General features: G+C 67.8%; 27 protein-coding genes, 1 tRNA gene and 1 pseudogene. 12 read left to right on the top strand and 17 right to left on the bottom strand.

The window, feature by feature from the left end:
• Window position 1 precedes the first annotated feature (1 nt).
• Complete coding sequence (trxB, locus tag OC550_RS15680) at window positions 2-979, bottom strand: thioredoxin-disulfide reductase (RefSeq protein ID WP_262106847.1); 978 nt, start codon at window positions 977-979, stop codon at window positions 2-4.
• 19 nt (window positions 980-998) lie between these two features.
• On the bottom strand, window positions 999-1,433 hold the full coding sequence (locus OC550_RS15675; protein ID WP_262106846.1) for an arsenate reductase ArsC: 435 nt from the start codon (window positions 1,431-1,433) through the stop codon (window positions 999-1,001).
• A gap of 162 nt (window positions 1,434-1,595) precedes the next feature.
• On the opposite strand from OC550_RS15675, the gene OC550_RS15670 reads away from it, so the two are divergent.
• A complete protein-coding gene (locus tag OC550_RS15670) occupies window positions 1,596-2,018 on the top strand; it encodes a low molecular weight phosphatase family protein (protein WP_262106845.1) in 423 nt (140 codons plus the stop codon).
• A gap of 56 nt (window positions 2,019-2,074) precedes the next feature.
• On the opposite strand, the gene OC550_RS15665 is transcribed toward OC550_RS15670, so the two are convergent.
• Window positions 2,075-2,497, bottom strand: a complete 423-nt coding sequence (locus tag OC550_RS15665; RefSeq protein WP_262106844.1) for a VOC family protein — start codon at window positions 2,495-2,497, stop codon at window positions 2,075-2,077.
• A gap of 179 nt (window positions 2,498-2,676) precedes the next feature.
• Here OC550_RS15665 and OC550_RS15660 point away from each other — a divergent pair, with 179 nt between their 5' ends.
• A complete protein-coding gene (locus OC550_RS15660) occupies window positions 2,677-4,155 on the top strand; it encodes a mannitol dehydrogenase family protein (protein ID WP_262106843.1) in 1,479 nt (492 codons plus the stop codon).
• On the opposite strand, the gene xylB is transcribed toward OC550_RS15660, so the two are convergent.
• Together xylB and OC550_RS15650 are read right to left on the bottom strand one after the other, a co-directional pair.
• Window positions 4,152-5,555: a xylulokinase gene (gene xylB, locus OC550_RS15655; RefSeq protein WP_262106842.1), complete on the bottom strand. Its 1,404-nt coding sequence runs from the start codon at window positions 5,553-5,555 to the stop codon at window positions 4,152-4,154. The genes OC550_RS15660 and xylB overlap by 4 nt on opposite strands.
• Window positions 5,552-6,514: a sugar-binding transcriptional regulator gene (locus OC550_RS15650; RefSeq protein WP_262106841.1), complete on the bottom strand. Its 963-nt coding sequence runs from the start codon at window positions 6,512-6,514 to the stop codon at window positions 5,552-5,554. The genes xylB and OC550_RS15650 overlap by 4 nt, the downstream gene beginning before the upstream one ends.
• A 118-nt stretch (window positions 6,515-6,632) precedes the next feature.
• On the opposite strand from OC550_RS15650, the gene OC550_RS15645 reads away from it, so the two are divergent.
• From OC550_RS15645 to OC550_RS15620, 6 genes are all read left to right on the top strand, one after another.
• On the top strand, window positions 6,633-8,021 hold the full coding sequence (locus OC550_RS15645; protein WP_262106840.1) for a sugar ABC transporter substrate-binding protein: 1,389 nt from the start codon (window positions 6,633-6,635) through the stop codon (window positions 8,019-8,021).
• A complete protein-coding gene (locus tag OC550_RS15640) occupies window positions 8,021-8,956 on the top strand; it encodes a carbohydrate ABC transporter permease (protein ID WP_262106839.1) in 936 nt (311 codons plus the stop codon). Before OC550_RS15645 ends, OC550_RS15640 begins: the two co-directional genes overlap by 1 nt.
• Before the next feature lie 4 nt (window positions 8,957-8,960).
• A complete protein-coding gene (locus tag OC550_RS15635) occupies window positions 8,961-9,836 on the top strand; it encodes a carbohydrate ABC transporter permease (RefSeq protein ID WP_262106838.1) in 876 nt (291 codons plus the stop codon).
• Between the two features lie 120 nt (window positions 9,837-9,956).
• On the top strand, window positions 9,957-10,160 hold the full coding sequence (locus OC550_RS15630; protein WP_262106837.1) for a hypothetical protein: 204 nt from the start codon (window positions 9,957-9,959) through the stop codon (window positions 10,158-10,160).
• 101 nt (window positions 10,161-10,261) lie between these two features.
• A complete protein-coding gene (locus OC550_RS15625) occupies window positions 10,262-11,098 on the top strand; it encodes a DNA/RNA non-specific endonuclease (protein WP_262106836.1) in 837 nt (278 codons plus the stop codon).
• Window positions 11,099-11,217: 119 nt separating this feature from the next.
• Complete coding sequence (locus OC550_RS15620; RefSeq protein ID WP_262106835.1) at window positions 11,218-12,420, top strand: aminotransferase class I/II-fold pyridoxal phosphate-dependent enzyme; 1,203 nt, start codon at window positions 11,218-11,220, stop codon at window positions 12,418-12,420.
• A 33-nt stretch (window positions 12,421-12,453) separates the two neighbouring features.
• On the opposite strand, the gene OC550_RS15615 is transcribed toward OC550_RS15620, so the two are convergent.
• The gene (locus OC550_RS15615; protein ID WP_262106834.1) at window positions 12,454-12,900 is read right to left on the bottom strand and encodes a pyrimidine dimer DNA glycosylase/endonuclease V; all 447 of its coding nucleotides are present in this window, start codon (window positions 12,898-12,900) and stop codon (window positions 12,454-12,456) included.
• A 55-nt stretch (window positions 12,901-12,955) separates the two neighbouring features.
• Here OC550_RS15615 and rlmN point away from each other — a divergent pair, with 55 nt between their 5' ends.
• Window positions 12,956-14,173 carry a 23S rRNA (adenine(2503)-C(2))-methyltransferase RlmN gene (gene rlmN / locus OC550_RS15610; protein WP_262106833.1) on the top strand — a complete coding sequence of 406 codons (1,218 nt, stop codon included), beginning with the start codon at window positions 12,956-12,958 and terminating at the stop codon, window positions 14,171-14,173.
• Between the two features lie 76 nt (window positions 14,174-14,249).
• Here the strand turns inward: rlmN and OC550_RS15605 are convergent, their stop codons facing one another.
• Genes OC550_RS15605 through OC550_RS15595 form a run of 3 tightly spaced genes read right to left on the bottom strand, consistent with a single transcriptional unit; the run spans window position 14,250 to window position 16,061 of the window.
• Entirely contained in the window at window positions 14,250-15,140 is an 891-nt protein-coding gene (locus OC550_RS15605) for a sulfite exporter TauE/SafE family protein (protein WP_262106832.1), read from the bottom strand.
• Between the two features lie 41 nt (window positions 15,141-15,181).
• Complete coding sequence (locus tag OC550_RS15600) at window positions 15,182-15,478, bottom strand: rhodanese-like domain-containing protein (protein WP_262106831.1); 297 nt, start codon at window positions 15,476-15,478, stop codon at window positions 15,182-15,184.
• 52 nt (window positions 15,479-15,530) lie between these two features.
• Entirely contained in the window at window positions 15,531-16,061 is a 531-nt protein-coding gene (locus OC550_RS15595; RefSeq protein WP_262107182.1) for a rhodanese-like domain-containing protein, read from the bottom strand.
• Between the two features lie 179 nt (window positions 16,062-16,240).
• Between OC550_RS15595 and OC550_RS15590 the strand changes: the two genes are divergently transcribed.
• Window positions 16,241-16,498, top strand: coding sequence for a metal-sensitive transcriptional regulator (locus OC550_RS15590; protein WP_262106830.1), 258 nt, complete (start codon window positions 16,241-16,243; stop codon window positions 16,496-16,498).
• A gap of 105 nt (window positions 16,499-16,603) precedes the next feature.
• On the opposite strand, the pseudogene OC550_RS15585 reads toward OC550_RS15590, so the two are convergent.
• A pseudogene (locus tag OC550_RS15585) lies at window positions 16,604-17,675 on the bottom strand (MFS transporter).
• Window positions 17,676-17,756: 81 nt separating this feature from the next.
• Window positions 17,757-19,166 (bottom strand): MBL fold metallo-hydrolase, encoded by a 1,410-nt coding sequence (locus tag OC550_RS15580; RefSeq protein ID WP_262106829.1) that lies wholly within the window; start codon window positions 19,164-19,166, stop codon window positions 17,757-17,759.
• A gap of 179 nt (window positions 19,167-19,345) precedes the next feature.
• Between OC550_RS15580 and OC550_RS15575 the strand changes: the two genes are divergently transcribed.
• Window positions 19,346-19,537 (top strand): hypothetical protein, encoded by a 192-nt coding sequence (locus tag OC550_RS15575; RefSeq protein WP_262106828.1) that lies wholly within the window; start codon window positions 19,346-19,348, stop codon window positions 19,535-19,537.
• A gap of 25 nt (window positions 19,538-19,562) precedes the next feature.
• A complete protein-coding gene (locus OC550_RS15570) occupies window positions 19,563-19,916 on the top strand; it encodes a DsrE family protein (RefSeq protein ID WP_262106827.1) in 354 nt (117 codons plus the stop codon).
• A 41-nt stretch (window positions 19,917-19,957) separates the two neighbouring features.
• On the opposite strand, the gene OC550_RS15565 is transcribed toward OC550_RS15570, so the two are convergent.
• The 6 genes from OC550_RS15565 to purB form a co-directional block, all read right to left on the bottom strand.
• Window positions 19,958-20,389: an acyl-CoA thioesterase gene (locus OC550_RS15565; protein WP_262106826.1), complete on the bottom strand. Its 432-nt coding sequence runs from the start codon at window positions 20,387-20,389 to the stop codon at window positions 19,958-19,960.
• 36 nt (window positions 20,390-20,425) lie between these two features.
• Window positions 20,426-20,929 (bottom strand): GNAT family N-acetyltransferase, encoded by a 504-nt coding sequence (locus OC550_RS15560; RefSeq protein ID WP_262106825.1) that lies wholly within the window; start codon window positions 20,927-20,929, stop codon window positions 20,426-20,428.
• Window positions 20,930-21,014: 85 nt separating this feature from the next.
• The gene (gene betT / locus OC550_RS15555) at window positions 21,015-23,276 is read right to left on the bottom strand and encodes a choline BCCT transporter BetT (RefSeq protein ID WP_262106824.1); all 2,262 of its coding nucleotides are present in this window, start codon (window positions 23,274-23,276) and stop codon (window positions 21,015-21,017) included.
• Between the two features lie 267 nt (window positions 23,277-23,543).
• Window positions 23,544-23,617, bottom strand: a tRNA-Met gene (locus OC550_RS15550).
• Between the two features lie 62 nt (window positions 23,618-23,679).
• A complete protein-coding gene (locus tag OC550_RS15545; RefSeq protein WP_262106823.1) occupies window positions 23,680-24,855 on the bottom strand; it encodes a metallophosphoesterase family protein in 1,176 nt (391 codons plus the stop codon).
• Window positions 24,856-25,044: 189 nt separating this feature from the next.
• Window positions 25,045-26,457, bottom strand: a complete 1,413-nt coding sequence (purB, locus tag OC550_RS15540; RefSeq protein WP_262106822.1) for an adenylosuccinate lyase — start codon at window positions 26,455-26,457, stop codon at window positions 25,045-25,047.
• Between the last annotated feature and the right edge of the window lie 125 nt (window positions 26,458-26,582).

Raw genomic sequence — 26,582 nt, 5'->3', positions numbered from 1 at the left:
GTCAGGCGTGCGTCTCCGCTTCGACGAGCGCGGTGGCGATGCTGTCGGCGTCGTCCAGGGCCGCCAGATAACGTTCGGCGTCCAAGGCGGCGGAGCACCCGGTGCCGGCGGCGGTGATGGCCTGGCGGTAGCGGTGGTCCACGGCGTCGCCGCAGGCGAAGACGCCGTCCAGGTTGGTGCAGGTGGTGGGGGAGTCCACCTTGATGTAGCCCTCGTCGTCGAGCTCGACCTGGCCCTTGACCAGGTCGGTGCGCGGCAGGTGGCCGATCGCGACGAACAGGCCCGAGGCGGGCAGGTCCCGGGTGGCGCCGCTGACGGTGTCCGTCAGGGTCACGCCGGTGACCTTGGTGTCCCCGTGGATGGCGGTGACGGCGCTGTTGTAGGCGAAGCGGATCTTCTCGTTGTCGCGGGCCCGCATGGCCATGATCTTCGACGCCCGGAGGGTGTCGCGGCGGACCACGACCGTGACGCTCTTTCCGAAGCGGGTCAGGAAGAGAGCCTCTTCCATCGCGGAGTCGCCGCCGCCGACCACGATGATGTCCTGGTCGCGGAAGAAGAACCCGTCGCAGGTGGCGCACCAGGACACCCCGTGGCCGGAGAGCATCTTCTCCTCCGGCAGCCCCAGCTCCTTGTACGCCGAACCGGTGGCAAGGATGACGGCCGGCGCGGTGTAGGTGTTCCCGCCCATGGTGGCCACCTCCTTGACGTGCCCCTTGAGCGAGACGGTGGAAACGTCGTCGTACTCAATCACGGCACCGAATCTCTCTGCCTGGGAGCGCATCTGCTCCATCAGCTCCGGACCTTGGATGCCGTCCGGGAAGCCGGGGAAATTCTCCACCTCGGTGGTGTTCATCAGCGCGCCGCCGGCCGTGACCGCGCCGGCGATCACCCGCGGCGCCAGCCCGGCCCGCGCGGCGTAGACGGCGGCGGTGTAGCCCGCCGGTCCGGATCCTATGATGATCAGCTTGTCAGTGTCCATGGCGGGTTCCTCGCAGGTATTAGTTGGCGTCGGGGTGGACGGCCGGAAGCAGTTCGGAGAGCAGCTCCTGGATGCGGGCCTTGATGTCGTCGCGCAGCGGCCTGACGTGCGACAGCGAATCGTTGTCAGGATGCCGGAGCTGCCAGTCCTCGTACTTGCGTCCCGGGATCACGCGCACGGCCTCGCTGCCGGCCAGTGTGATGACCATGTTGGCGTCCTGGAGCGCCTCGTCGGTGAGCTCCTTGGGTGTCTCCGCGGAAATGTCGAGTCCGTCCTCCGCCATCGCCTCCACGACGGCGGGATGAACCTCGGCGGAGGGCCGCGACCCGGCCGACTTGGCCACGAGGGCGCCGCGGCCGAGGTGGTTTAGGTAGGCCGCGGCGATCTGCGAGCGGCCGGCGTTGTGGTCGCAGACAAAGAGGACGACGGGCGTGTGGCTGCTGGGCTCGGTCATGGCGGTTCCCTCTTTCTGCGGCGTCGCAGGTGCAGCCGCGTGCGCTCTAGAACAGTCCAGCAAGAACGGCGGCTACTATCAAGGGGTCGGCGGCAACCGGCCGCCTGGCCGCGGACAGCCGCACCGACACCGACTTCACGGCCCGCGAGAGGATTTTGCAGCATGGCTACGCCCACCGACAGACCCAGCGTCCTTTTCGTCTGCTCGTCCAACAGCGGCAAGTCCCCGATGGCCGCGGGCCTGATGGAGAAGCTGGCCGGTGGAACGGTCGAGGTGCACTCCTGCGGCACCAAGCCGGGGACGGCCGTCAACCCGGAATCGGCCGCGGCGCTGCTCGAGAAGGGCGTCGACATCAGCGCGAACACCCCCACCGCGGTGACGGAGGAAGCGCAGCGCTCCGCCGACGTCGTCGTCATCCTCGGCACGAACGCCCGGTTGGATGAGGTGCCCGGGACCCGCTACGAGCGGTGGGAGATCGACGAGCCGAGCCTCCGCGACATCCACGGCATGGAACGGATGCGCCTGGTCCGCGACGAGATCGATGCCCGGGTCCACCGCCTCTACGAGGAGCTCACCGCGGAGTAGGAGCTGCCGGAGTAGGAGCTGCCGTATAGGCAGTGTCGGGTACGCGCTGCGTCGGGTCAGCCTTCTTGTCCGGCCATGGCCTCGGGGGACATGTAGAGCAGCTCCCAGATGTGGCCGTCCGGATCGGCCACCGAGGCGGCGTACATGCCGGGGGTGCCCTCCTCGGCCGGGTGGTACACCGTCCCGCCGCTGTCCCGGGCCTTCTGCACCAGGCTGTCCACCTCCTCGCGGGAGTCGCAGCTGAGGCAGTTGAGCACCTCCTTGGCGTCCGACGTCAGGTGCGGAGTGTCGCCGTCGGCCAGGAAACCCTTGAAGAACTCCTGCTGCAGCAGCATCACCACGATGCTGTCCGAGACGACGATGGCGGAGCAGACGTCATTGCTGTACTGCGGGTTTTTCTCGAAGCCCAGGCCGGTGTAGAAGTCCGTGGCCTTGGCCAGGTCGGTCACGGGGAGGTTCGGGAAGATCATGCGTGCCATGGCTGGTCCTCACGGAATCGATAGCGTGGATGACTGCGGACAGTGTTCACCTTGGCACTGCTCCGCGGTCCTGCCAAGGGGCCCAAGCCAGGGGCCCGGAGAGGATGTGCTCATCTGAGCAACGGCGGAGACTCATATGCTAGATTGTGCGAAAGTAACCCGGCTCACAAGGTGGTAGCATGTCCGCGCTCAACGCCGTAACCCTGCCGCAGCTAGCCTCTCAGCTGGCCATCCCTTCCTATGACCGGAGCAAGCTGAGAGCCGGAATCGTGCATTTCGGTGTCGGCGGGTTCCACCGGGCGCACCAGGCGATGTACCTGGACCGCCTGATGAACGCCGGCAAGGCCCTCGACTGGGCCATCTGCGGGGTGGGCGTGATGCCCTCGGACGCGGCGATGAAGAAGGCCATGGCGGACCAGGACTGCCTCTACACCCTGGTGGTCAAGAACCCGGACGGCACCCGCGAGGCCCGCGTGATCGGCTCGATCATCGAATACCTGCTGGCGCCGGAGGACCCGGAGGCGGTGATCGAGAAGATGGCCTCGGAGCAGACCCGGATCGTCTCGCTGACCATCACCGAGGGCGGCTACAACTTCCACCACGTCACCGGAGAGTTCGACGCGGCCAACCCCGCCGTGGCCGCGGACCTGGCGCCGGGGGCCACGCCGTCGACCACCTTCGGACTGGTCACCGAGGCCGTAGCTAGGCGGCGGCAGCGCGGCCTGCCGCCGCTGACCATCATGTCCTGCGACAACATCCAGGGCAATGGGGACATGGCCCGCAGGATGTTCACCGCCTTCGCCCGCCTGAAGGACCCGGAGCTGGGGGAATGGATGGACGCCAACATCTCCTTCCCCAACTCCATGGTGGACCGGATCACCCCGGTGACCACGGACGAGGACCGGGCCTCCATCGCCCAGGAGTTCGGCGTTGAGGACGCCTGGCCGGTGGTCTGCGAGGACTTCGAGCAGTGGGCGCTGGAGGACCACTTCACCCAGGGCCGGCCGCCCTTCGACGAGGCCGGCGTCCAGCTGGTGGAGGACGTGGAGCCCTACGAGCTGATGAAGCTGCGGCTGCTCAACGCCAGCCACCAGGGCCAGTGCTACTTCGGCTACCTGGCCGGCTACCGCTACGCCCACGAGGTCTGCCAGGACCGGACGTTCGCCCGGTTCCTGCTCGATTACATGGACCGGGAGGCCACGCCCACCCTGCAGCCCGTGCCCGGAATCGACCTGGACGCCTACAAGCACAAGCTGATCGCGCGTTTCTCCAACGAGTACGTCCGGGACACCCTAACCCGGCTCTGCGCGGAGAGCTCGGACCGCATCCCCAAGTGGCTGGTGCCGGTGATCCGGGAGAACCTCAAGAACGACGGCGAGATCCACCGTTCCGCGGCGATCGTCGCCTCGTGGGCGCGCTACGCGGAAGGAACCGACGAGCAAGGCGAGCCGATCGCCGTCGTCGACCGGTTGAAGGACTCGCTGATGGCCGCGGCGGCCCGGAACCGCGAGGACAAGCTGGCCTTCATCGCCCAGCGGGAGGTGTTCGGCGACCTCGTGGACAACGAGAGCTTCGTCGAGGCCTATACCGCGGCCCTGGATTCCCTGCACGAGCGCGGCGCCCGCGCGACCGTCGAGGAACTGGTGGCCGGAAGCTAGACGCCGTAGAGCGACATGCGGCCCGCGGTGAATCGCCGGCGGACCTCGGCGCCCCAGTCGGCGCCCGGGTCCGGTTCGTAGGCGGCGTCCAGCGCCGGCTTCCACTGGGGCAGCGAGCCGGTGGCGGCCCACGCCGCCTGGCGGGCCGCGCCCAGGGCGACGTATTCCGCCGCCGCGGGAACCTCGACCGGCACGCCGAAGACGTCCGCGGCGGCCTGGCGCAGCGCCCGCGACTTGGACCCGCCGCCGATCAGCAGCACCTTTTCCACCGGAATGCCCCGGACCCGCAGCAGTTCCTGGGCGTCCGCCAGCGAGTTGAGCACGGCCAGCACCGCCGCCCGGGCTAGGTTCTCCGGGGTCATATTGCTGCGCGTCAGGCCGACCAGGCCGCCAGTGGCGTAGGGCAGATTGGGCGTGCGCTCGCCGTCAAGGTAGGGCAGCAGCGTCAGGCCGGCGGCGTCCGGAGCGGCGGAAAGCGCGAGCCGGTCCAGCTCCGGCAGGTCCACGCCGAGCATCGCACCCGTGGCCGCCATGACCCGCGCCGAGTTGATCATCGCCAGCAGCGGCAGGTAGGCGCCGGTGGCGTCCGCGAAGCCGGCGACCGCGCCACTGGGATCGTTCACCGGTTCGCGGGCGGAGGTGAATACGGTGCCCGACGTGCCGACGGAGACCACCACGTCTCCGGGGCTGATGCCCAGGCCCAGCGCCGCCCCCGCGTTGTCGCCCGCGCCGGCGCCGACCGGCACGCCGCCGGCGTCCCAGTCCGGCAGGAGCGTGCCGCCGGACTCCTGCGGCGCGAGCACCGGCGGCAGTTCGGGCAGCCTGCCGAAGTACTTCCGGAGCAGGTCGGCCCGGTAGGTGTCCGCGGCGGCGGAGTAGTAGGCGGTGCCCGAGGCGTCGCTGCGGTCGGTGAAGAAGCGGCCGGTCAGGCGGTAGTTGAGGTAGTCGTGCGGCAGGACCACGCGCTCCACTTTGGCCGCGAGTTCGGGCCGGTTCCGGGCCAGCCAGGCCAGCTTGGTGAGGGTGAACGAGGCCACCGGCACCACGTTGACGGCCTCGGCCCACGCCGCGGCGCCCAGCTCGGCGACCATGTCTTCGGCCGCTCCCGCGCTGCGGGTGTCGTTCCACAGCAGGGCGTCATGGACCGGCCGGTTTTCGGCGTCGAGCGCCACCATCCCGTGCTGCTGGGCGGCCACGCTCACCCCCGCGACATCCGCGGAACCGCGGATGCCGGCGTCGTTCCATGCTTTGGCCAGGGCCCGCTCCCAGTGGACTGGGTCCACCGACGTCCCGTCCGGGTGCGGCGCGGACCCCGAGGAGCGGATGGCGCCCGTCTCCAGGTCGACGGCGAGTACCTTGCAGGATTGGGTGGAGGAGTCGATGCCGATTGCGATGCTCATGTAGCCGGTGCCTGCCTACGCTCGTGGGATTCCTGCTCTTCCAAAACCTCGGCCAGTTCCTCGTCGACGATCAGCGTCCCGATGATGCCGGCCCGTGCCGCGGCCAGGACCGCGTCCGTCCGCTCCGCGCCTTGGGCCACGACGACGACGTGCGGGGTGTGCCTCAGCTGCTCGATCGTCACGGCGATGACCCTGTCGTCCAGGTCCGTCAGGACGGGGTCGCCGTCTGCGTCGAGCAGGCGGCCGGAGCACTCGGCCACCGCGCCCGCCTTTGTGCAGGCCAGCCGCGTGGCGTTGTCCACCCGGTCCCAGACGGTCGAGGTTCCGGGCTTCCAGCTGCCCAGCGCGACGACGGCGAGGTCCAGGGTGTCCGCCTTGGTCAGCGCCTGCGAGATCTCGGGCTGCCGCTTCAGGCTTTCGGCGGTCGCGGTATTTTCGACGACGAGCGGGGCCCAAATGGGCCAGATGCGGCCGGTGGTGGCGTGGCCGAGCACGCGGAGGAGCTCCACGGAGTTGCCGCTGCCGGGAACGGGGAGCGCGCCGGCGAGCTGGACCAGGTCGCACGGCGGCAGCGTGTCGATGTGCCGGGCCGCCAGGTCGAGGGTGCGCGACCAGGAGATGCCGACGGTGAAGCCGGGGCGGGTCCGCTTCACGAGCTCCTTCGCGGCTGCCTGCGCCATGAGGTCCCGCGTCCGGGCGTCGTCGGCGCCGGTCGGGGTCACGATGACAGCTTCGACCCCCAGCGCGTCCCTGAGGCGGCGCGGGTCCGCGGCCGTATGGCTGTTGGGGAAGACGACCTCGATCCGGACGATGCCTTTGGAGCGGGCCTCTTCGAGCATGCGGGCCACTTGGAACCGCGAGATCCCGTAGCTCGTGGCAATTTCCACCTTGGACATATTCCCGAGGTAATAGTCCCGGCCGATCAGGGCCAGCGTTTCATCATCGGTTGGCTTGGCCACCGGGCTAGGACCTCCAGTCTCACGCCTGAGCAACCCCTCTTGCTCAAATGAGTATATATGACTAGAGTCACATACCAAATGAGCGCGGACTGGTTCTCAGATGAGCAAAGGTGGCCTCGTGAAATTCCCATTCAAGCCGGCTCGCCGGGCCAGCCGCCGGCCGCGCCGCAGGCTCGGAATCCTTTCGGCCCTCAGCGTCCCCCTCCTCGTCCTGACGGGCTGCGGAGGGGGATCCTCGGAAGCCGGCAAGGAAGAAATTGTCGTCGCGATCGTGTCGAATCCGCAGATGCAGGACGCGATTTCCCTGCAGGACGAGTTCAGCGCCAAGTTCCCGGACGTGGATGTCAACTTCGTTTCGCTTCCGGAAAACGAGGCCAGGGCCAAGATCACGGCCTCGGTCGCCACCGGCGGCGGAGAGTTCGACGTCGTGATGATCTCCAACTACGAGACACCGATGTGGGCCGCCAACGGGTGGATCACCAACCTGCAGGACTATGCGGAGAAGACCCAGGGCTATAACCCCGATGACTTCGTCCCCACCATCCAGGAGGCGCTCAGCTACGAGGGCGACCTGTACTCAGTCCCGTTCTACGGGGAGTCTTCCTTCCTGGCCTACCGGTCCGACCTCTTCGAACAGGCCGGGCTGACCATGCCGGAGAAGCCGACCTGGGACGACATCCGCACGTTCGCAAAGGAGCTGAACGACCCGGCCAAGGGACTTTCCGGGGTCTGCCTGCGCGGCCTGGCCGGCTGGGGCGAGGTCATGGCGCCGCTCGACACGATGATCAACACCTACGGCGGCCGGTGGTTCGACGAGGACTGGAACGCCACCCTCGATACTCCCGAGGTGAAGGCCGCGGTCACGGACTACGTCGATTTGGTCCGCAGCTACGGCCAGCCCGGCGCGGCCACCAGCGGTTACGGCGATTGCCTCACCCGCTACGCGCAGGGCAACGCGGCGATGTGGTATGACGCCACCGCCATGGTTTCGAGCGTCGAGGATCCGAACTCCTCGCTGGTGGTCGGCAAGACCAAGTACGCGCCGGCTCCGGTCAAGGACACCGAGGCCGCGGGCTGGCTGTACAGCTGGTCGCTGGCGATCCCCGAAACGAGCCAGCACAAGGACGCCGCCTGGGACTTCATCTCCTGGATGACCAGTCCCGATTACATGAAGCTGGTCGGCGAAAAGGTGGGCTGGGAACGGGTTCCCCCGGGCAGCCGGCTCTCCACTTACGAGCTCCCCGGGTACGCCGAGGTTTCCGAGGCCTACGCCGAACCCACCCTGAATGCCATGGCCGGCGCATCCCAGAAGACCTCCATGGTCCATCCGGTTCCCTACACCGGACTGCAGTTCGTCGGCATTCCCGAGTTCCAGGATCTGGGTACGCGGGTCGCCCAGCAGATCTCCGCGGCCATCGCCGGACAGAAGTCCGTGGACGAGGCCCTCGAGCAGGCACAACGGTACGCCCGCACCGTGGCGGACAGCTACCAGGCAGGAGGAAGCTGATGGCAACCCTGGTTGATTCGCACAACCGCCGGCAGCGGGCTCGGCGGGCCGACCGCGGACGCGACCGCGCCGAGGGCTGGCGCAGGCGGGCACCGCTGCTGCCCGCCCTGATCTTCACGATCATCGTGACGCAGCTGCCGTTCGTGTTCACGCTCTGGTACTCGCTGCTGAACTGGAACCTGCTCCGTCCGGGCGCCACCGAGTTTATCGGCCTGCAGAACTACGCGGACATCTTCGCGGATTCCACCTTCCGCCAGGCGGCGCTGAACAGCGTCATCTACACGGTGGGCTGCGTCTTCGCCGCGATGGTCCTCGGCATCATCTTCGCGCTTCTGCTGGACCGCGAATTCCGCGGACGCGGCATCGTCCGGACGCTGCTGATCACGCCCTTCCTCATCATGCCCGTGGCAAGCGCCGTCCTCTGGTCGGTTTCCATGCTCAATCCGAGCTACGGCCTGGTGAACTGGATCCTCAGCCTGTTCGGCATCCCCGCCGTCGACTGGACCTCGTCCTACCCGGTGCTATCCATCCTGATGGCGCTGATCTGGCAGTGGACCCCGTTCATGATGCTGCTGGTCCTGGCCGGGCTGCAGGCGCAGCCGCGGGATGTGCTGGAGGCCGCGCAGATGGACGGCGCGGGCTGGTGGCGCACGTTCACCTCAATCACCCTGCCGCAGCTGCGCCGGTACATCGAGCTGGGCATCCTGCTCGGCGCGATCTACGTAGTCAACACGTTCGACCAGATCTACCTGATGACCGCCGGCGGTCCCGGCACGGCAAGCGCCAACCTGCCCTTCTACATCTATCAACGTGCGTTCCTTGGCTTCGACATCGGGCAGGCAGCTGCCATGGGCGTCGTCGTCGTGATCGCCACCATCATCATCGCGACCTTCGCGCTCCGCCTGATCTTCCGCAGCTTCGACGTAAAGGACTGAAGACGTGGCTATCGATACCGCGCCGGCGCCCGCCAGGCCAGCCGAGGCGCCCCAGGGGCGCCGCAAGGGGAACGGCAAACCGTCGTCGCTCATTACCGTGCTGACCTGGATCCTCGCGCTCGGCTTCTTTTCGCCCATTATCTGGATGGTCCTGACATCCTTCAAGCAGGAGTCGGAGGCCGCCTCAAGCCCGCCGACGTTCGTGTTCAAGCCGACGCTGGACCAGTACGCGGCCGTGCTGGAGTCCGGTGCCGGTCCATACTTCCTGAATTCCGTGATCGCCACGGGCGCCTCCACGATATTGGTGATCATCCTCGCAGTCCCGGCGTCCTACGCGCTGAGCATCCGGCCGGTGAAGAAGACCCAGGACGTCCTGTTCTTCTTCATCTCCACCAAGATGCTGCCCGTCGTCGCGGTCATCATGCCGATCTACGTCATCGCCGGACAGCTCAAGGTGCTGGACAATATCTGGACCCTCGTTGTCCTCTACACGGCGATGAACCTGCCGATTGCCGTCTGGATGATGCGCTCCTTCTTCCAGGAGGTTCCGGCCGAGGTGCTGGAGGCCGCACAGATGGACGGCGCCGGGCTGATCAAGACCCTGCGCTCAGTGCTGATGCCAATGGTCGCCCCCGGCCTCGCCGCCACGGCGCTGATCTGCGTCATCTTCGCGTGGAACGAGTTCTTCTTCGCGCTGAACCTGACCGCGGCAAAAGCCGCTACGGTGCCGGTGTTCCTCGTCTCGCAGATGACCAGCGAGGGGCTGTTCCTCGCCCAGCTCTCCGCGGCGTCGGTGCTGGCGTCGCTGCCCGTAGTGCTGGCCGGCTGGATCGCGCAGAAGCAGCTGGTCCGCGGCCTGTCCATGGGCGCCGTCAAGTAGGCGGGTGCGCAGGCGGGCGGCATGGACAGAGCGGAAGTGTGCCCGTATCCCGTCGCACCCTTGAACGGAATGTGGGCCGCGCCTACGGTTGAACCAAGACGACCATGGAAGGTGCCCATCATGTCCGAGAAGAGCATTGAACAGTGGTGGCCGGAGCTGCACACGGCGACCAAGCAGTGGTTCCGGGCGAATTACGGGGCCGAGGAGATCGATCCGGACGCGGCCCTGGATGTCTACGACGCCGGCGGGCCGGACCTCAAGGAGCAGTCGCTGTCCCGGCGGGACTGGGACTTCATCGAAACGCAATCCGAGTTCGTCGACTGAGCGGTCCGCGGCGGCCAGTTCCGCGGCGGTTGTCGCGGATTTCAACTGCTGTTTGGCGGAAGGGCAGGCGGCCGTTCAACCTCCGACGGGTAGGGTGAAGCATGACTTTGGGCTACGACGCTGATTTCCTGCAGACCACCGTTGATCTGCCGCACGCGGCCACCGCGGCCAAGGTGCTGGACTACACGCACTTCACCGTTCTCCTCAATACGTCCCGGCGGTTCGCCGAACTGACGGCGGTCAATCTCGACGGCGGGCAGCTGCGTGACGTGGGCCGCGAGGATACGTGGCGGCTGGACCCGCGGGTTGCCTCGGCGCTCCAGGCGGGGGAGGAGCTGTACCGGAACAACGATCTGGACCGCGGGCACCTGGTGCGCCGCCGGGATCCGGTGTGGGGCCCGCCTGCGGACGCGGCGAAGGCCAACATCGAGACCTTCTTCTATACCAACGCCGCCCCGCAGGTGGACACCTTCAACCAGTCCAAGGCGCTCTGGCTCGGGCTGGAGGACTACGTGCTCAACCATGCGGACCAGTACGACGCCCGGCTGAGCGTGTTCACCGGACCCGTCCTCGACCCGAAGGACCCGCCGTACCGGGGGTTCGCCATCCCGCTGCTGTTCTGGAAGGTTGTCGCGTGGCAGGGGGCCGACGGCCTGGCCAGTACGGGCTACATCCTGGACCAGTCGCCGCTGCTGGGCGAACTGGAGCAGGAGCGCCAGACGGCCCTGCGCGCCGCGGAGGGCGCCACCCCTCCGCTGGGCCCCTACCGGACCTTCCAGGTTCCGGTCGCGGACGTCCAGGACCTGACTGGTCTGGGGCTGGAGCAGCTGGTTGCTGTGGACCGGTTCGTGCCGGCTCCTGGCGCCCGGGCCGGTGAACCGCGCTGGCAGCTGCTGGTCCGCCCTGAGCAGATTGTGCTGCTGCCCGGCGAAGCCTGAGTGCGGGCTTTGCCGCCCGTTGGACGATGCCGTCGCCGGAAGGCGGCCGCCCGGGCCTGCTGCGGATGTGCGAAGCTGGTGGCTTCAGCCCCAGCCCTACTTCCGCAAGGAGCCGCCACGTGAGCCTCAAGGTCGCTGACCGCGCCCGGGTGCCGCACTTCGAAGTCATGAACGTCCTGCAGCGCGTGGCCGATATGCGCGCCGCGGGCCGGGACGTCATCTCGCTGTGCGCGGGAGAGCCGTCCGCGGGCGCCCCGAGCGCGGTGTCGGCCAAGGCTGCGGAGATCCACCGCCTGGCCCTGCCGCTGACCTACACGAGCGCGCTTGGCGTCCGGGACCTGCGGGAGGCGATTGCGGGGCACTACCGCCGCTGGTACGGTCTGGAGATCACTGACGACGACGTCGCCGTCACCACCGGTTCATCCGGGGCCTTCATGCTCGCGTTCCTCGCGGCGTTCAATCCCGGCGACAGGGTGGCCCTCGCCCGCCCCGGCTACCCCGCCTACCGCAACATCCTGACCGCGGTGGGCTGCGAGGTGGTCGAGATCGACTGCGGCCCGGGTGAACGGTACCAGCCGAATCCGGCCCTGCTGGACGCGGCGGCGGAGGCCCACGGCAAGCTGTCCGGGCTGGTTCTGGCCTCGCCCGCGAACCCGACCGGCACTATGGTCTCCCGGACCGAGCTCGCCGCGCTGACGGACTGGTGCCGCACAAACAGCGTGCGGCTGGTCAGCGACGAGATCTATCACGGCATTACCTACACGGACCCCCAGGCGCCCGACGCCAAAGGCGTGTGCGCGTGGGAACTGGACCAGACCGGCGTCGTTATTTCCTCCTTCTCCAAGTACTGGGGAATGACCGGCTGGCGGCTGGGCTGGGCGCTGATGCCGCGCGACCTGGCGCCGGCCATGGACGCGCTCGCCGGCAACGTGGCGCTCTGCCCGCCCACCCCCGCGCAGCTCGCCGCGGTGGAGGCCTTCCGCCCCGAGTCCTATGCCGAGGCGGACGCCGCGGTGGCGGAGTTCGCCGGCATCCGGCAGGTGCTGCTGGACAACCTGGGCCGGCTGGAGTGGGGGACGGCTGCTCCGGCAGACGGTGCCTTCTACCTCTACGCGGACCTGGGGGACCAGCTGGCGGGCTTCGCCGATTCTGCGGAGTACTGCCGCGCGCTGCTGGAGGACGAGGGCGTGGCGCTGGTGCCGGGCTCCGACTTCGACGCCGTCAACGGACGCCGTTCGGTGCGGCTGTCCTTTGCCGCGGGCAAGGATGCCGTGGCCGAGGCCGTGGAGCGGATTGTCCGCTTCCAGGAGCGCCGCCGCTGAGCGCGCCGGGGCCCGGGCAGCGGCCGCCCGGTTTCAGACCGCCCGCTCCCAGTCCTCGACCGGCCCGCCGATGACCCGGAACAGCGGATGCGCGTCCGGGACCCTGCCGGCCAGCGCGGGCGAGAGCTGGTGCCGCCGGCCGGGGTCGCGGATGGCCAGCTTCGCCAGCAGGTGCTGCCGTTCGAAGTTCAGCTGTCCCTCGGTGACCAGGATGGGCGCCGCCGACGCGGGTTCCGGGGAGAGTACCAGCGCGGTGTTGAAGCGGTAGCCGCGGCCCTCGGCCTCTTCGGCCAGACCGACCAGGTAGGCGCCGATGGCCGCGCCTGGATCGGCGGCGGCGCGGAAGCGCACCAGCTGCGGATGGTTGCGGTAGCCTTTCGTGGCCCCGGCCAGCACTTTCTGCGCCAACAGACTCTCGCGCCAGCACGCGACCAGCCCCTTCTGGTCCAGGTACCGGGGGTGCAGGCTCCACAAGCGCATGCTGGATACTCTAGGCGAAAGGGAGAACTGTAGTCCGTGTGAGACAATAGTGCCAATGTCTTCGCAGAAAACTTCCCCCCAAGTCATTTCAGACCGGCCACAGGTGCGCCCCGCGACCGAGGGTTGGAACCAGGCCGTCACCGCCGAGGGACGGCCGCTGCTGCAGTTTAAGTCCCCGCGGGTCACGCAGCCGCCGGTCCACCTGGCCGACCTGACGCTGGCCGAGCGGCAGGAGAAGATGAAGGAGCTGGGGCTGCCCGCCTTCCGCGCGAAGCAGCTTTCCACGCACTACTTCCAGCACTACACCACCGACCCGGAGCGGATGAGCGACCTGCCCAAGGAGCGCCGCGCCGAGCTGGCCGAGGCGTTCTTCCCGAAGCTGCTGACCGAGGTCAAGCGGCTGACCACGGACAAGGGCGACACGATCAAGTTCCTGTGGCGGCTCTTCGACGGCTCGCTCGTGGAGTCGGTGCTGATGCGCTACACGGGCCGGATCACGCTGTGCGTCTCCAGCCAGTGCGGCTGTGGCATGAACTGCCCGTTCTGCGCCACCGGACAGGCCGGGCTGACGCGCAACATGTCGACGGCGGAGATCCTGGACCAGATCGTCCAGGCCAACCGCGTGATCGCAGAGGGCGGGCTCGGCGGCAAGCGGCGGGACGGCGGCGCTGACGCCGAGCGCGTCACCAACATCGTTTTTATGGGGATGGGCGAACCGCTGGCCAATTACAAGCGCGTGATGAACGCCGTGCACCGCATGGTGGACGAGGCTCCGGAGGGGCTGGGCATGAGCGCCCGCGGCATTACGGTGTCCACGGTCGGCCTGGTCCCGGCGATCAACAAGCTGGCGGACGAGAACCTTCCCTTCACGTTCGCACTGAGCCTGCACGCACCGGACGATGAGCTCCGCGACGAGCTGATCCCGGTCAACTCGCGCTGGAAGGTGGATGAGGCACTCGATGCCGCCTACGGCTACTACGAGCGCACCGGCCGCCGCGTTTCGATCGAGTACGCGCTGATCAAGGACATGAACGACCACGCCTGGCGCGCGGACCTGCTGGCCAAGAAGCTGAACAAGCGCGGCCGCGGCTGGGTGCACGTGAATCCGATCCCGCTGAACCCGACGCCGGGCTCCATCTGGACCAGCTCGGACGCGGACGTCACCCGGGAATTCGTCGACCGGCTCAATGATGCCGGCGTCCCCACGACGCTGCGCGATACCCGCGGCAAGGAGATCGACGGCGCCTGCGGCCAGCTCGCCGCGGCGGAATAATCTTTCCAGCCACACAACGACGACGGCTGCTTAGGTCTGTAGACCTAAGCAGCCGTTTGCTGTTGCTGCTGCGGCGCTAGCGGGCTCCCGCCGCGGCAGGCCGGGCGGGCGACCGCCGTAGCGGGCAGGCGGGGATGGCGTAGCGGCAGGTGAGGGCGGCTGCTGCCAGGACGGCTGCGGCGACGGCGAGAATGGTGTTGGCCGGGGCGGGGAGTTCCTGGACGAGGACGAAGACGCCCATCACGAGCACGAAGATGCCGAAGCCCTTGCGGAGCGCTGTTTCGGGGATGCGGCCGGCCAGGCGGGAGCCGAGCACGGAGCCGACGATGGCGGCGGCGGTGACGGCGCCGACGAGTCCCCAGTCCAGGCTGACGCTGGTGAGGTAGCCGCCGAGTCCGGCGAAGGACTTCAGCGCGATGACGACCAGGGAGGTTCCGACGGCGACGGGCATCGCGAGGCCGCCGAGAAGGGCGAGGGCCGGGACGACGAGGAATCCGCCGCCGGCTCCGACCAGTCCGGTGACGAGGCCGACGACGAGGCCTTCGAGGGTGACTTTGAGGACGGGCAGTTCGTTGTTGTGGGTGGTGGCGTCCTGGGCCTTGTTTTTGCGGCCGCGGATCATGGCGATGGAGGTGGCGACCATCATGAGGGCGAAGGCGATCATGAGGATGGTGCCGGGGATGTGTCCGCCGAGCAGGCCGCCGAGGAAGGCTCCGGCCATGCCGGCGGCACCGAAGACCAGGCCCGTGCGCCATTTGACGCGGCCGTTGCGTGCGTGGGCGATGGCGCTCACGGCCGAGGTCGCACCGACGACGAACAGGGACGCGGCGATGGCTTCCTTGGGGTCGAGCCCGGCGACGTAGGTGAGGATGGGAACGGTGAGGATGGAGCCCCCGCCGCCGAGCAGGCCGAGGGAGAGTCCGATGACGACGGAGAGCAGCAGGGTGGCCGTGAGGGCGAGGCTCATGTGGTCGGTCCTTTGCGTGGTGGGAGGGGCCGGCAGGCGGGTCAGCGGGTGGGAAGGCCGGCGCGCTGCCAGGCGATCATGCCGCCGGTCATGGTGTCGGCGGTGTAGCCGGCGGTGTTGAGCGCGTCGGCGACGCGGGCGCTGCGGTTGCCGCTGCGGCAGACCACGATGAAGGGGCGGCTGCGGTCGAGCTCGTTCAGGCGGCGGTTGAGGTCGCCCATCGGGATGTGCAGGGCTTCGGGGATCATTCCCTCGGCGACTTCGAAATCCTCGCGGACATCGAGGATCTGGTCGCGGGTGCGGCGGTCGTTGGTGTCCTGGATGGTGGTCTCGGCCATGGCGGGTTCCTTGGATGAAGGCTGGCGGGAACCGGCTTGAGGGGAAAGTCGCTCAGGCGCCGGGCAGTTGCCGGATTGCGCTTTCGGCGGTGGGCTTGGCGGCGGTCTTGTTCCAGGGCATCTTGGAGAGCATGTTGCCCATGGCGCAGGTGTTGGTCGCGGCCGAGAAGGTCAAGCCGGTGCCGATGGCGCCGGCGAGCAGTCGCAGCTTGGGGGAGACGAACTTGCCGGCCAGCAGGCCGCCGACCACGAGGGTGCCGGCTGCCATCCGGACCTGGCGCTCGAGGTCCCAGCGCTGGGCACCCCGGACGACGTCGCCTCCCGCCGCGGCGAATGCCGGTACGCCGCCGGTGAGCACTCGGGCCGATCCGAGCCCGGCGGTGACCAGCCGCTGGCGGGCCTGCTCGGCGCGGACGCCGGACTGGCAGACCAGGACGACGCGCTTGCCGAGGCGTTCGGCGAGTTCGTCCGTGTGCTCGGAGAGCAGCGGCAGCGGCACGTTGTAGGAGCCGCGGATGTGCTGGGATTCGAACTCGGCGGCGGAGCGGACGTCGATCACGACCAGGTCCTCGTGCCGGTCCATCCATTCACGAAGGGTCGGTGCGTCGAGGGCGGTCACGGTGGAGGTTTCGGAAGCCAAGGGGAAGTTTCCTTTCCAGGGGGGGGTTGTGTCCTAACAAGTCTGGCATATACCCCCAGGGGTATGCAAGACACCCTAGGGGGTATACGATGGAAGGAGACCTTTATCGCGAGGAGAAGACGATGCAACTGGATGCCACAGAACTCACGCCGGTGATCAATCGGCTCAAGCGCGCGCACGGCCAGCTCGCCGCCGTCACACGGATGCTGGAGGAAGGCCGCGACTGCAAGGACGTGGTCACCCAGTTGGCCGCCGTGTCAAAGGCGCTGGACCGCGCAGGATTCGTGATCATTTCGACCGGCCTGGAGCAGTGCCTGGCCAAGCAGGACAACTCCATCGACAAGAAGGACCTCGAAAAGCTCTTCCTCTCCCTGGCCTGAGCCAGACGATCGGCAAGGCGGACAGGCGGCCGGGTCCATGCGGACCAGGGCCGCCTGTCGCTTTGTTCGGTGCGGTGCCGCGCCGGGCCCGCCCGGGACCGTGCCTTAGCCCGGCCGGGAGGCCAGCGTTTCGTACATCCTCGCAGCGACGATGCCCGCAGTCGCCGCGCTGAGGGCCGCTGCCGCCCAGACGGCGGCGTGCAGGCCCAACCGGTCGGCGATGACGCCCCCGAGGATGGCACCGAAGGCGTAGCCGAGGTCGCGCCAGATCCGATAGACCCCGACCGCCCGGCCGCGCCAGGCTGGGTGTGCCACGTCCCCGACCACCGCCAGGAGCGTCGGATAAACCATCGCGGTCCCTGCTCCCAACAGCACGGTTCCCAGGGCCCAGCCGCCGAAGGCACCGGATGCTGCGATGATGGCCAGGGCCGCGGCCTGGAGCCTCATGCCGGCCGCGATGAGGTGCTTGCGGCCGATCCTGTCAGAGAGGGCTCCGGTGACCAGTTGTCCCGCGCCCCACACGCCCGGGTAGAGGGCAAAGAGCAGGCCCACCTGCTCCACCGGCAGGCCGGCGGTGGCGAAAAGCAGCGGGAACAGGCCCCAGGACAGGCCGAAATTGAGGTTGTTCACTAGTCCGGCCAGGCTTGCCGACGACAGCGCCGGTTCCCGCAGGCTGGTCTGGATCAGGATCTGCCGGTTGTCCAGGTCCTGGTGCAGGTGGTCGTGCATCCCGTCGGCGCGCCAGCCCGCGCTGCCGCGGACCCACCAGATCGATTTTCATCACGACGGTGGTGGACCAGGTCAGGCCCTGGTTGATGCCCAGCAGCACGTTGGCGGCGATGACCCAGCCCCAGTTCGGGGCAAGGATCAGCATCAGCGGCACGGGCACCGCGAACAGCCAGCCGGCGAGCAGGACGGGCTTGCGGCCGTGCCGGTCGGAGAGCGTTCCGGCGAAGTAGTTGGCGATCGCCTTCGTCACCCCGAAGGCCGCGACGTAGGTGAAGATGAAGGTGAACCCTGTCAGTCCGAAGTCCTCTGTGGCCAGCAGCGGCAGTACGGTCTGCTGCTGGCCGACCATCCCGCCGACCAGTGCGTTTACTACCACCAGTAGGGTGAACTGTGCCGCGTTGGCCCGCAGTCCGAGGGCTGGCAAGGGGGCTTTTGGTGTGTCGGCCATCTTTATCCTCCGCAGGAGTGGGGCGATCATAACGCCCACGGGCCCGCAGTGACTGCGGGCCCGTGCGGTGGTGTTCGTCGGTTAGCGGATGGCGGCCGTTTGGCGGGTGGCCTGGAAGTTTTCCCAGGCTGCGTAGCTGCCGTCGAGTTCGACGACGTTGTAGCCGGCGCGGCGCAGGGCGCTGGCGGCGACGGAGTTGCGCACCCCGCTCTGGCAGTAGGTCACGATGGTGCCGTCGAAGGGGAGCTTGTCCAGGTTCCAGAGCACACGGCCGGCGCTGAGCTGGTCGGAGCCGGGGATGTGGCCGGCGGTGTGCTCGGTCCTGTTCCGCACGTCCAGGACCAGGGCGGCGTCGAAGCCCTCGAGTTCCTCGGGTTGGATCAGGGCCGGGACCGCAGTGGGCAGCCCGTCCAGGTTTGTCGTGTAGCCGGCGACGTTGTCGATGCCGACGCGGACCAGGTGGTCCCACATGGTGCGGGCCGCGTCCTGGTCCGGGGCCAGCAGGACCAGGGGCCGGTCGTCGGTCTCGGGGTCGTAGGCCCAGGCGCCGAAGCTGGCGGCCTTGTTCCCGGCCGGGATGTTCAGCGCGCCAGGCACGGTGCCTTCGTGGACCTGCGTGTTGGGGCGGGTGTCGACGAAAGTGACCTTGTCGGCGGCCAGGTCTGCGGCAATGGTCTGATTGTCCAGTTCGGGCAGCGGTGCGCGGTCGCCCATCACGGCCGGGCCGAGGCGGTTCTGGCGCTTCATCCGGCCGAAGTAGGCGTGGGCGTCGGGCTGGCCGTCGAGGAGCTCGTCGATGAAGCCCTGTTCGTCGTTGGTTTCAAGGTACTTGCCCCACCAGGAGTAGAGACGTTCGTAGCCGACCGTGGTGGACGGGATCGCGCCCAGAGCCTTGCCGCAGGCGCTGCCGGAGCCGTGGCCGGGGTAGACCTGGACGTGGTCGGGCAGGGTCAGGAACTTGGTGCGCAGGCTGGCGAAGAGCTGCTTCGCGCCCTCGAAGCGGGTGTCGATGCCGCCGGCGGCCTCGTCCAGCAGGTCCGGCCGGCCCGGGTCTCCCGCGAAGACGAAGTCGCCGGAGAGGAGGTAGCCGGGCTGGTCGCTGAATGCGCCGTCGGTGACGAGGAAGGACAGGTGTTCCGGGGTGTGCCCGGGGGTGTGTACGGCCTGGACGGTGATGTTGCCGATCGAGACCGCATCGCCGTCGTTGAGGCGCGCGGCGCCGAAGCCGTACTGCCAGTCCGTGCCGCCCTCGCCGGAGACGTAGATGTCCGCGCCGGTGGCCGCGGCGAGCTCACGGGTGCCGGAGAGATAGTCGGCGTGGATGTGGGTCTCGGTGACCGCGACGATCTTCATCCCGTTGGCCTTGGCCATCTCGAGGTACACATCGATGTCGCGGCGGGCATCGACCACCACGGCCTCGCCCTTGCGCTGGCAGCCGATGAAGTAGCCGGCCTGCGCCAGGTCCTCGTCATAGATTCGCTCGAGCAGCATCTCGTCTCCTTGTCGTTGGCTCCCGGTACCCCCGGGGGTATATTTCAGAATCAACAATAATACCTCCGGGGGTATGCCGCAAGTGTCGTCCCGAAACCGTCGAATACCCATGGGGGTATATAGAATGGAGGCGGGCACCGAGCGCGGTGTCCTCTAACGAACCGTGATGGAGGACTGTTGTGTGCAGAGTGGCGACGTGCCGGCACTGCGGAAAAGCGACGTGGGCCGGCTGCGGCAACCATGTGGAGCAGGTGATGCGCAATGTTCCGCAGTCCCGGCGCTGTACCTGCTCCCGCGTGGCGGGGCGGCAGGGCACCCTTGCGCGCACGGGTAGTGGCCTCGGCTGGTTCAGGAAGCTCTTCGGGCGCTGACCCGCAGCCTGTTAAAGTGACCGGCATGGAGAACGCCGATCTTGTCCTTCACCTGGGCGGCCCGGGGACACAGCCATTCCCCGACCTTGCCGCAGCCTTGCGCGTCGCGCGTAATGCGCGCGCGGAGTTGCCCGAGGCCAGGATCGAACTCGTCGTGCAGGGACCGGTAGTCACCCAGTTGGCCGGATCCGGCCCGGCGGCTGCGGAAGCCGGAGCCCTCGCCGCCGAAAGCGGCACTAAGGTGACGGCGTGCCGCAACAGCCTCCGCACGGCAGGAATCGACGAAACATCCCTGCCGCCGGGCATCGCCGTGGTCCCCGCCGCCGTCGCCCACCTCGCCCAACGGCAATTCGGCGGCGCCGCCTACATCCGCATCTAGCGCCTGACGGCACTGGACTGCAGCCCCGATTCAGCCGCGGTTTATCGCGGCGGCATGCGGTCCAGGTGCTGGCGCGGCACGCGGTCGCGGGAGTAGGTGATCTCGGTGTAGCCGTGCGGGGCTGGCTTGCCGTCCTCGCCGAGGTTGACGAAGACGATTTTCTCGATCGTCAGGATGGACTGGCGGGTGAACATGTTCCGCACCTCGGCACGCATCGTCAGCGAGGTCCGGCCGAAGTCCGTGGCCGTCAGCCCCATCTCGATCAGGTCGCCCTGCTGGGCCGAGCTGACGAAATTGATTTCGGACATGTACTTGGTGACCGCCATCCCGTTGCCCAGCTGGACGATGGCGTAGATGGCCGCCTCCTCGTCGATCCACCGCAGCAGGCTGCCGCCGAAGAGGGTGCCGTTGGCATTGAGGTCTTCGGGCCGCACCCATTTGCGGGTGTGGAAGGTGATGTCGCCGTTCTCCATAGGGACGACAGTAGCGGAACCCCGGCGGATTCCGGGCTATGAAGCGGCGCTGGCTGCCAGGGTCCTCGCGCCGATGACCTTGGCAAAGCAGCGGGACGTGGCCGCCTCCGCGTAAGGGCCGAAGTTCGGTACGCGCGCATAGCCGGAACTCTCATACAACCTGATGCCATCGGCCTGGACGGAGCCAGCCTCGGCCCGAAGCTCCGAATACCCGAGCTCCGCGGCACAGTCCTCGAGTACCGCGAGGATGGAGCTGGCCACTTCGGAGCCCCTGGCATAGGGGAGCACATAGACGCGCTTGATCTCCCCGGTTGCTTCGTCCAGATGGCGGATGCCGCCGCAGCCCAGCGGTTGTCCGCTGCAGCGTTCATACGCGATCAGGAAGAGCGCCACGTCCGCGTCCGACGGCGGCGGACCCGGTTCGTGGTCCGGCGTCCCGAAGCGCGCGGCCAGTTCCGCCTGCTGCGCCCTGCGCAGTTCCGCGCCCACCGGGTTGTCCCAGGGGACCCGCCGGAAAATAAGCCGCCTGCTGCCGTGCATCCTGTCCTCCAACCCGTAGAAGAGGTGATGCCAACAACGCTAGGCGGCCATGGTTTCGCCAGTGTTTCGGGCAGATGGAGAGTGCTTAAACGTCGGGCCGCTCGGGATCCTCGGTCTTTGCCTCCACGTGCGGAGTCGACCCGGTCGACGGCGGTACCGCCGGGGTGAGCACCGAGGCGTAGGCGTGCTCGCTGGAGTACTTGAGGAACGCCAGATGCGCCTCGTAGCGGTCGAGGACGTCGTCGATAATCTGCTGCCGGCTCAGGCCCATGAGGTCGTACCCCTCGGTGCCCGTCTGGGTGAACACTTCGAGCCGGTAGTAGGTGTCGATCTCGCGCGACATGCTGCGGGCGCCGAACATCGGCACCGGGGCCTCGACGGCTGCCACCTGGTAGTGGAAGTTCCTGTGGTCTGCCATGTTCACCACCAGGGTGTGCTCATCGACGCCGGTTTCCTCGTTGGATGCGGTCGTCAGCTCGGCCTCGTAGCCGAGTTGCGTGAATTCCCTGGCCACGTCCTGCAGGGCGGGCTTCACGACACGTGCGGCGAACTGGGCCACGGCCCTGTTCGACGGGTAGGAGCGCAGACCGGCAAGCCGCTGCCGCCAGGTCTTCTCGGGAGCATGGCCGCCATGGGCGGCAGCAGAACGGCGGCGCAGCACCAGGCCCTCCCTCTCGGCCCGCTCCATCCGGAGCACCTTCGAGAAGGAAGCCATCACCAGATACGCGATGATCGTGACCGGCAGGGCGAAGATCAGCGTGGCGTATTCCATGGTCGTCACGCCGCCCGCCACGAGCATGGCCACCGTGAGGAAGGCCGTGACCAGCGCCCAGAAGATGCGCAGCCACTTCGCTCCGTCCATCGATGGGTCGGGGATCGAGGAGGAGAAGTTCGACATGACCATGGCGCCGGAGTTGGCGCTGGTGAGGTAGAACAGCAGGCCGGACAACGTGGCCAGCCCGATCAGGAAGGGCGCTCCCGGGAACATCTCCAGCAGTGCGTACCAGCCGTGTTCCGGGCTGTCGATGGCGAGCTGCGCGAACTCCTTGTTCCCTCCGAGCACCTCGCTCATGGCGCTGTTGCCGAAGATCGAGACAATGAAGAAGTCGCAAAGGACCGGAGCGGTGATGGCGGCGATGACGAACTCACGCAGGGTCCGGCCCCGTGAGATGCGCGCCAGGAAGAGCCCGACGAACGGCCCCCAGGCCAGCCAGAACGCCCAGAAGAACAAGGTCCAGCCGGCCATCCACTCCGAGCCGCCTTCCTCGTAGGCCAGGGTCTGCAGGGTGCGCTCGGGAAGGGTGAAGACGAAGCGGCCGATGTTTTCGACCATGGCGTTGAGCAGGAACGACGTCTTGCCGGTGACGAGGATGTAGAGCATCATCGCGCCGGCGGACCAGAGGTTGAGCTCGGAGATCAGCCGGATCCCCTTGTCGACGCCGGACGTGCAGGCGGCGATGGTCATGATCACGGCGACGAGCACGAGGGCGATCTGCAGGGCCAGGCCTTCCTCTAGCCCGAACAGCCAGCTGAAGCCGACGTTGAGCAGGACGACGCCGATTCCCATCGAGGTGGCCACGCCGAACACCGTGCCCACCAGGGCGAAAATGTCGATCACGTCGCCGGTCGCACCGCGGACCCGCCTGCCCAGCAGCGGGTACAGGGCTGCCCGGATGGACAGCGGCATCCCCCACCGGTAGGCGAAGTAACCCATCGCCATGCCGAGCAGCGCATACATCGACCAGCCGGCGACGCCGTAATGGAACATGGTCCAGACGACCGCGTCCTGGGCGGCCGCCGCCGACTCGGGAGTAGCTGACGGGGGCGTGATGTATTGGGTGATCGGGCCGGTCACCGAATAGAAGAGCATGTCGATGCCCACGCCTGCGGCAAACAGCATGGCGACCCAGGTGAACAGGCGGTATTGCGGACGCGAGTGGTCGGGGCCGAGCCGGACGCTGCCCTCCTTGGAGAGGGCTACCCACAGGACGAAAATGATGACGAGGGTGACCGTTACGACGTAGTACCAGCCCAGGTTGGTGGCGATCCAGGTGACCACGGAGTGCATGGTGCTGGCCGCGGTCGTCGGCGCGAGCATCGCCCACAACGAAAACAGGACGACGACGATCGAGGAAATGATGAAGACCCGCCAGTTGACCCGTGGTCTGGGGCTCTCGACGAGTTCCGTTGGTCCCTTGCTCAGCTCGGTGCTGGAAATGGGAGGACGCCTGGCCTCGATCTCAGGATCGTGGTTCCTGCGTCGATCGGTTCCGCCGAAGCGCTCGCGTTCAACGAGTGCCTTCGTCGGCTCGTTGTCCGGAGTCGGTGTCTGCTCAACCTTAGCCATACATGCTCCATCTCTCGCGGGCGGTGCCCGCGGTCCTCGAACTCTGGCCGCAATGCTTGAGGAAGGGCCGCGCTCCTTGGCGCAGCACGCGTGCGGTGCGGCAAACCCGGCCCTCGCCCCGGCCGGTTCGGCGGCCGCTTGGACGGCCTTTGCGCCGGCTCAGGCCAGCGGTACGGGTTAACTGTGGCGGGCAATCCGCCGTCGGGCAAGCAGTAAAAACGATAGAACCCCGGCCCGGGAGACCGGGCCGGGGTTCTATCGTGGAAGTTGCGGGGACAGGATTTGAACCTGTGACCTCCGGGTTATGAGCCCGGCGAGCTACCGAACTGCTCCACCCCGCGGCGTGGAATCAACATTAGCGCGCGGAGTGTCCATCTGACGAATCGAGTGAGCAGGCTCACGCCTAGGGCAGCGGGAGCGGCCCGTCCAGCGGCTGCTTTTTCGGGTCCATGTCGATGCCGAGGTCCTTCGCGAACACCGTCCGGGTGGCCGTGTAAACGCGCTCGGCCTTCTCATCCAGCTCGAATACCCGAGCGCCGCGCAGGTGGTGTTCCTTATCCCCGCCGAGCCCGTAGGTGCCGAAGCCCGTTCCCGGTCCGTAGCCCAGCTCGATGCCGAAGTAGTCGCCCGAGTACGTGTTGATGTGGTCGTGGCCGACGAACACGCCGCGGACGTCCCCGCGTTCCTGCAGCGCGGCATAAAGCCCGGAGTTGAACGCGCCCGTGTAGACTTCTTCGTTCTTGACCCCGACGATGCCGTGCTTCTTCACTGCGGCAGCGTGGTCGGCGTCGTTCGAGCTGAACTGGGAGCCGAACCACATGTGGTGGTGCTCGAAGAGCGGGATGTGGAAGAACATCAGGGACTGGACCTTGCCGTACTTCCGTTCCGTGGCCAGCGAGGTGTCCCGGTACCACTGGATCTGGCTCGGGCGGACCCAGTCGTAGCCCATCAGCCCGTGGAAGTCCTGCCCGCCGAGCGTGTCCGGGGCGTACCGGCCGGAGTCCAGCAGCCAGATGCCGAAGGCCGGCTTGCTGCTGCTGCCCGAACGGATCAGCAACTGCGCGTTGGAGGAGCCCTCGACGCCCTTTTCCGGCCCGGCGTTGACGTTGTGCTCGTATCCGCGGACGAACTCGAGCATCTTGGCCTCGGTCATCCCGGTGCCGTTCTCCATCGAATCCTCGTCATGGTTGCCGAAGGTGAGCGCCCACTTGACGCCGCGGGACTCCATCGGCTGGACCACGTTGTTGATGGACTGGCGCACTTCCTGCGCGCTCTTGGGCGAGCCGTTGATGACGTCGCCGTTGATCAGGGCGAACCCGGGCTTTTCGGCGTCCAGCACTTTGCCCATGAACTCGATGGTCCGGCGGTCCGTGCGCGGGCCGTCCTGGGTGTCGTTGAACTGGACGATGCGGAACTTGCCGTCGCTGCCGAACGCCAGCGGCATCCCGGCGCGGCCCGGGCGCTGGGACGAAACCGCGGCGCTGGCCCCGGGGGTCGAGGCCAGCATGCCGGCGAGGATTGCTGCAGAGCCTCCGGCGATCAGGCCGCGGCGTCCGAGGTTGGGGGAGTTGGTGCTCATCAGGTGCCTTTCGTGCATCCGGCCACTGGCAGCCGCGATGCGGCGGGGTCTGGGGAGGACCCGCGGGCCGGAGTTTCGACCGTAGACACCGAAGATGGCCGGAAGGTTGCCGCCTGGTTGAACGATTCCCAAACAGAAGTACGACGCCGGAAGTTGCGTCCCGGCGTCGTACTTTCCCTCTGGCTTGGGCTACTTGAGGTGGTCCACCAGCCGGCCGGCGATGCCGTTGTAGGTGGACGGGGTCAGCGCGAGCAGGCGCGCCTCGGCGTCGGCGCTGAGGCCCAGGCCGGAGACGAATTCCTTCATGCGCTCGGCGTCCACGCGGTGCCCGCGGGTGAGCTCCTTCAGCCGCTCGTACGGGTTCTCCATGCCCTCGACGCCGGCGATTGCCTCGGCCCGCATCACCATCTGGATGGCCTCGCCCAGGACCTCCCAGTTCTGGTCCAGGTCCGCCGCCAGGACGTCGGCGGGGACGTTGAGCCGATCGAGCCCCTTCGCCACGTTGGAGATGGCCAGCAGGGAGTGGCCGAAGGCGACGCCGATGTTGCGCTGCGACGACGAGTCCGTCAGGTCGCGCTGCCAGCGGGAGGTGACCAGCGTGGCGGCGAGGGTGTCCAGCAGCCCGCAGGAGATCTCGAGGTTGGCCTCGGCGTTTTCGAATCGGATCGGGTTGACCTTGTGCGGCATCGTGGAGGAGCCCGTGGCGCCCTCCACCGGAACCTGCGCGAAGTAGCCGATCGAGATGTAGCTCCAGATGTCCGTGCAGGCGTTGTGCAGGATCCGGTTGAACCGGGCCATGTCGGCGTACAGCTCGGCCTGCCAGTCGTGCGACTCGATCTGCGTGGTCAGCGGGTTCCAGGTCAGGCCCAGGCCCTCGACGAAGCTGCGGGAAACGGCCTGCCAGTCCGCGCCGGGGACCGAGGCGTAGTGCGCCGCGTAGGTGCCGGTGGCGCCGTTGATCTTGCCCAGGTACTCGGTGCGCGCGATCCGGTCCAGCTGGCGGTCGAGCCGGTGGGCGATGACCGCCAGTTCCTTGCCGAGGCTGGTGGGCGTGGCGGGCTGGCCGTGCGTGCGGGAGAGCATCGGCACGTCCCGGTGCTCCTGGGCCATCGCCGCGAACTGTCCGACCAGGGCGCGGGCCGCGGGCAGCCACACCTGCTCGACCGCGCCCTTGATGCCCACGGCGTAGGAGAGATTGTTGATGTCTTCCGAGGTGCAGCCGAAGTGGACCAGCGACTTCAGGTGGCCGATCCCGATGTCCGGCAGGCGGTTGCCGATGAAGTACTCGACGGCCTTCACGTCGTGGACGGTGATGGCTTCGGTCTCCGCGAGTTCCTTGATGGATTCGGCGTCGAATCCGGTGACGATCCGGCGCAGCGCGGACTTCTGGTCCTCGGTCAGCGGGCTCGTGCCGGGCAGCACGGACTGGTCGGTGAGGTGGATCAGCCACTCGACCTCCACATGCACGCGGTCCCGGTTCAGCGCGGCCTCGGACAGGTAGTCGACCAGCGGAGCGACGGCTGAGCGGTAGCGGCCGTCCAGCGGGCCGAGCATGATGCCGGGGGTGAGTTCTGCGAGTGAGACGCGGGAAGTTTCAGACATGCCCTTCATTCTTCCATGACCGTGCCTGCCCGGCGGATCGATGACCCCGCCTCCACAGGAGGCCTTGGCATCGGGTTTTCGACATAGCGGAACCGGCCGCCTGTGCGCTGAGGAGCCCGGTGCCT

Origin of the sequence: Arthrobacter sp. Marseille-P9274 (assembly GCF_946892675.1) — a bacterium.
In the GTDB taxonomy this organism is placed as follows: domain Bacteria; phylum Actinomycetota; class Actinomycetes; order Actinomycetales; family Micrococcaceae; genus Crystallibacter.
Note: the sequence above shows the minus strand (reverse complement) of the source record. Positions and strands in the feature narration are given on the sequence as shown.

Excerpts from the sequence above, each read along its gene's own strand:
- OC550_RS15560 (WP_262106825.1), bottom strand. The coding sequence starts at position 20,929 with ATGCACGGCAGCAGGCGGCTTATTTTCCGGCGGGTCCCCTGGGACAAC.
- OC550_RS15660 (WP_262106843.1), top strand. The coding sequence starts at position 2,677 with ATGTCCGCGCTCAACGCCGTAACCCTGCCGCAGCTAGCCTCTCAGCTG.
- OC550_RS15670 (WP_262106845.1), top strand. The coding sequence starts at position 1,596 with ATGGCTACGCCCACCGACAGACCCAGCGTCCTTTTCGTCTGCTCGTCC.
- OC550_RS15640 (WP_262106839.1), top strand. The coding sequence starts at position 8,021 with ATGGCAACCCTGGTTGATTCGCACAACCGCCGGCAGCGGGCTCGGCGG.
- trxB (WP_262106847.1), bottom strand. The coding sequence starts at position 979 with ATGGACACTGACAAGCTGATCATCATAGGATCCGGACCGGCGGGCTAC.
- xylB (WP_262106842.1), bottom strand. The coding sequence starts at position 5,555 with ATGAGCATCGCAATCGGCATCGACTCCTCCACCCAATCCTGCAAGGTA.
- OC550_RS15565 (WP_262106826.1), bottom strand. The coding sequence starts at position 20,389 with ATGGAGAACGGCGACATCACCTTCCACACCCGCAAATGGGTGCGGCCC.
- OC550_RS15580 (WP_262106829.1), bottom strand. The coding sequence starts at position 19,166 with ATGCTGCTCGAGCGAATCTATGACGAGGACCTGGCGCAGGCCGGCTAC.
- OC550_RS15605 (WP_262106832.1), bottom strand. The coding sequence starts at position 15,140 with ATGAGCCTCGCCCTCACGGCCACCCTGCTGCTCTCCGTCGTCATCGGA.
- OC550_RS15590 (WP_262106830.1), top strand. The coding sequence starts at position 16,241 with ATGCAACTGGATGCCACAGAACTCACGCCGGTGATCAATCGGCTCAAG.
- OC550_RS15545 (WP_262106823.1), bottom strand. The coding sequence starts at position 24,855 with ATGAGCACCAACTCCCCCAACCTCGGACGCCGCGGCCTGATCGCCGGA.
- OC550_RS15570 (WP_262106827.1), top strand. The coding sequence starts at position 19,563 with ATGGAGAACGCCGATCTTGTCCTTCACCTGGGCGGCCCGGGGACACAG.
- OC550_RS15675 (WP_262106846.1), bottom strand. The coding sequence starts at position 1,433 with ATGACCGAGCCCAGCAGCCACACGCCCGTCGTCCTCTTTGTCTGCGAC.
- betT (WP_262106824.1), bottom strand. The coding sequence starts at position 23,276 with ATGGCTAAGGTTGAGCAGACACCGACTCCGGACAACGAGCCGACGAAG.
- OC550_RS15630 (WP_262106837.1), top strand. The coding sequence starts at position 9,957 with ATGTCCGAGAAGAGCATTGAACAGTGGTGGCCGGAGCTGCACACGGCG.
- OC550_RS15600 (WP_262106831.1), bottom strand. The coding sequence starts at position 15,478 with ATGGCCGAGACCACCATCCAGGACACCAACGACCGCCGCACCCGCGAC.
- purB (WP_262106822.1), bottom strand. The coding sequence starts at position 26,457 with ATGTCTGAAACTTCCCGCGTCTCACTCGCAGAACTCACCCCCGGCATC.
- OC550_RS15625 (WP_262106836.1), top strand. The coding sequence starts at position 10,262 with ATGACTTTGGGCTACGACGCTGATTTCCTGCAGACCACCGTTGATCTG.
- rlmN (WP_262106833.1), top strand. The coding sequence starts at position 12,956 with ATGTCTTCGCAGAAAACTTCCCCCCAAGTCATTTCAGACCGGCCACAG.
- OC550_RS15595 (WP_262107182.1), bottom strand. The coding sequence starts at position 16,061 with ATGGACCGGCACGAGGACCTGGTCGTGATCGACGTCCGCTCCGCCGCC.
- OC550_RS15615 (WP_262106834.1), bottom strand. The coding sequence starts at position 12,900 with ATGCGCTTGTGGAGCCTGCACCCCCGGTACCTGGACCAGAAGGGGCTG.
- OC550_RS15665 (WP_262106844.1), bottom strand. The coding sequence starts at position 2,497 with ATGGCACGCATGATCTTCCCGAACCTCCCCGTGACCGACCTGGCCAAG.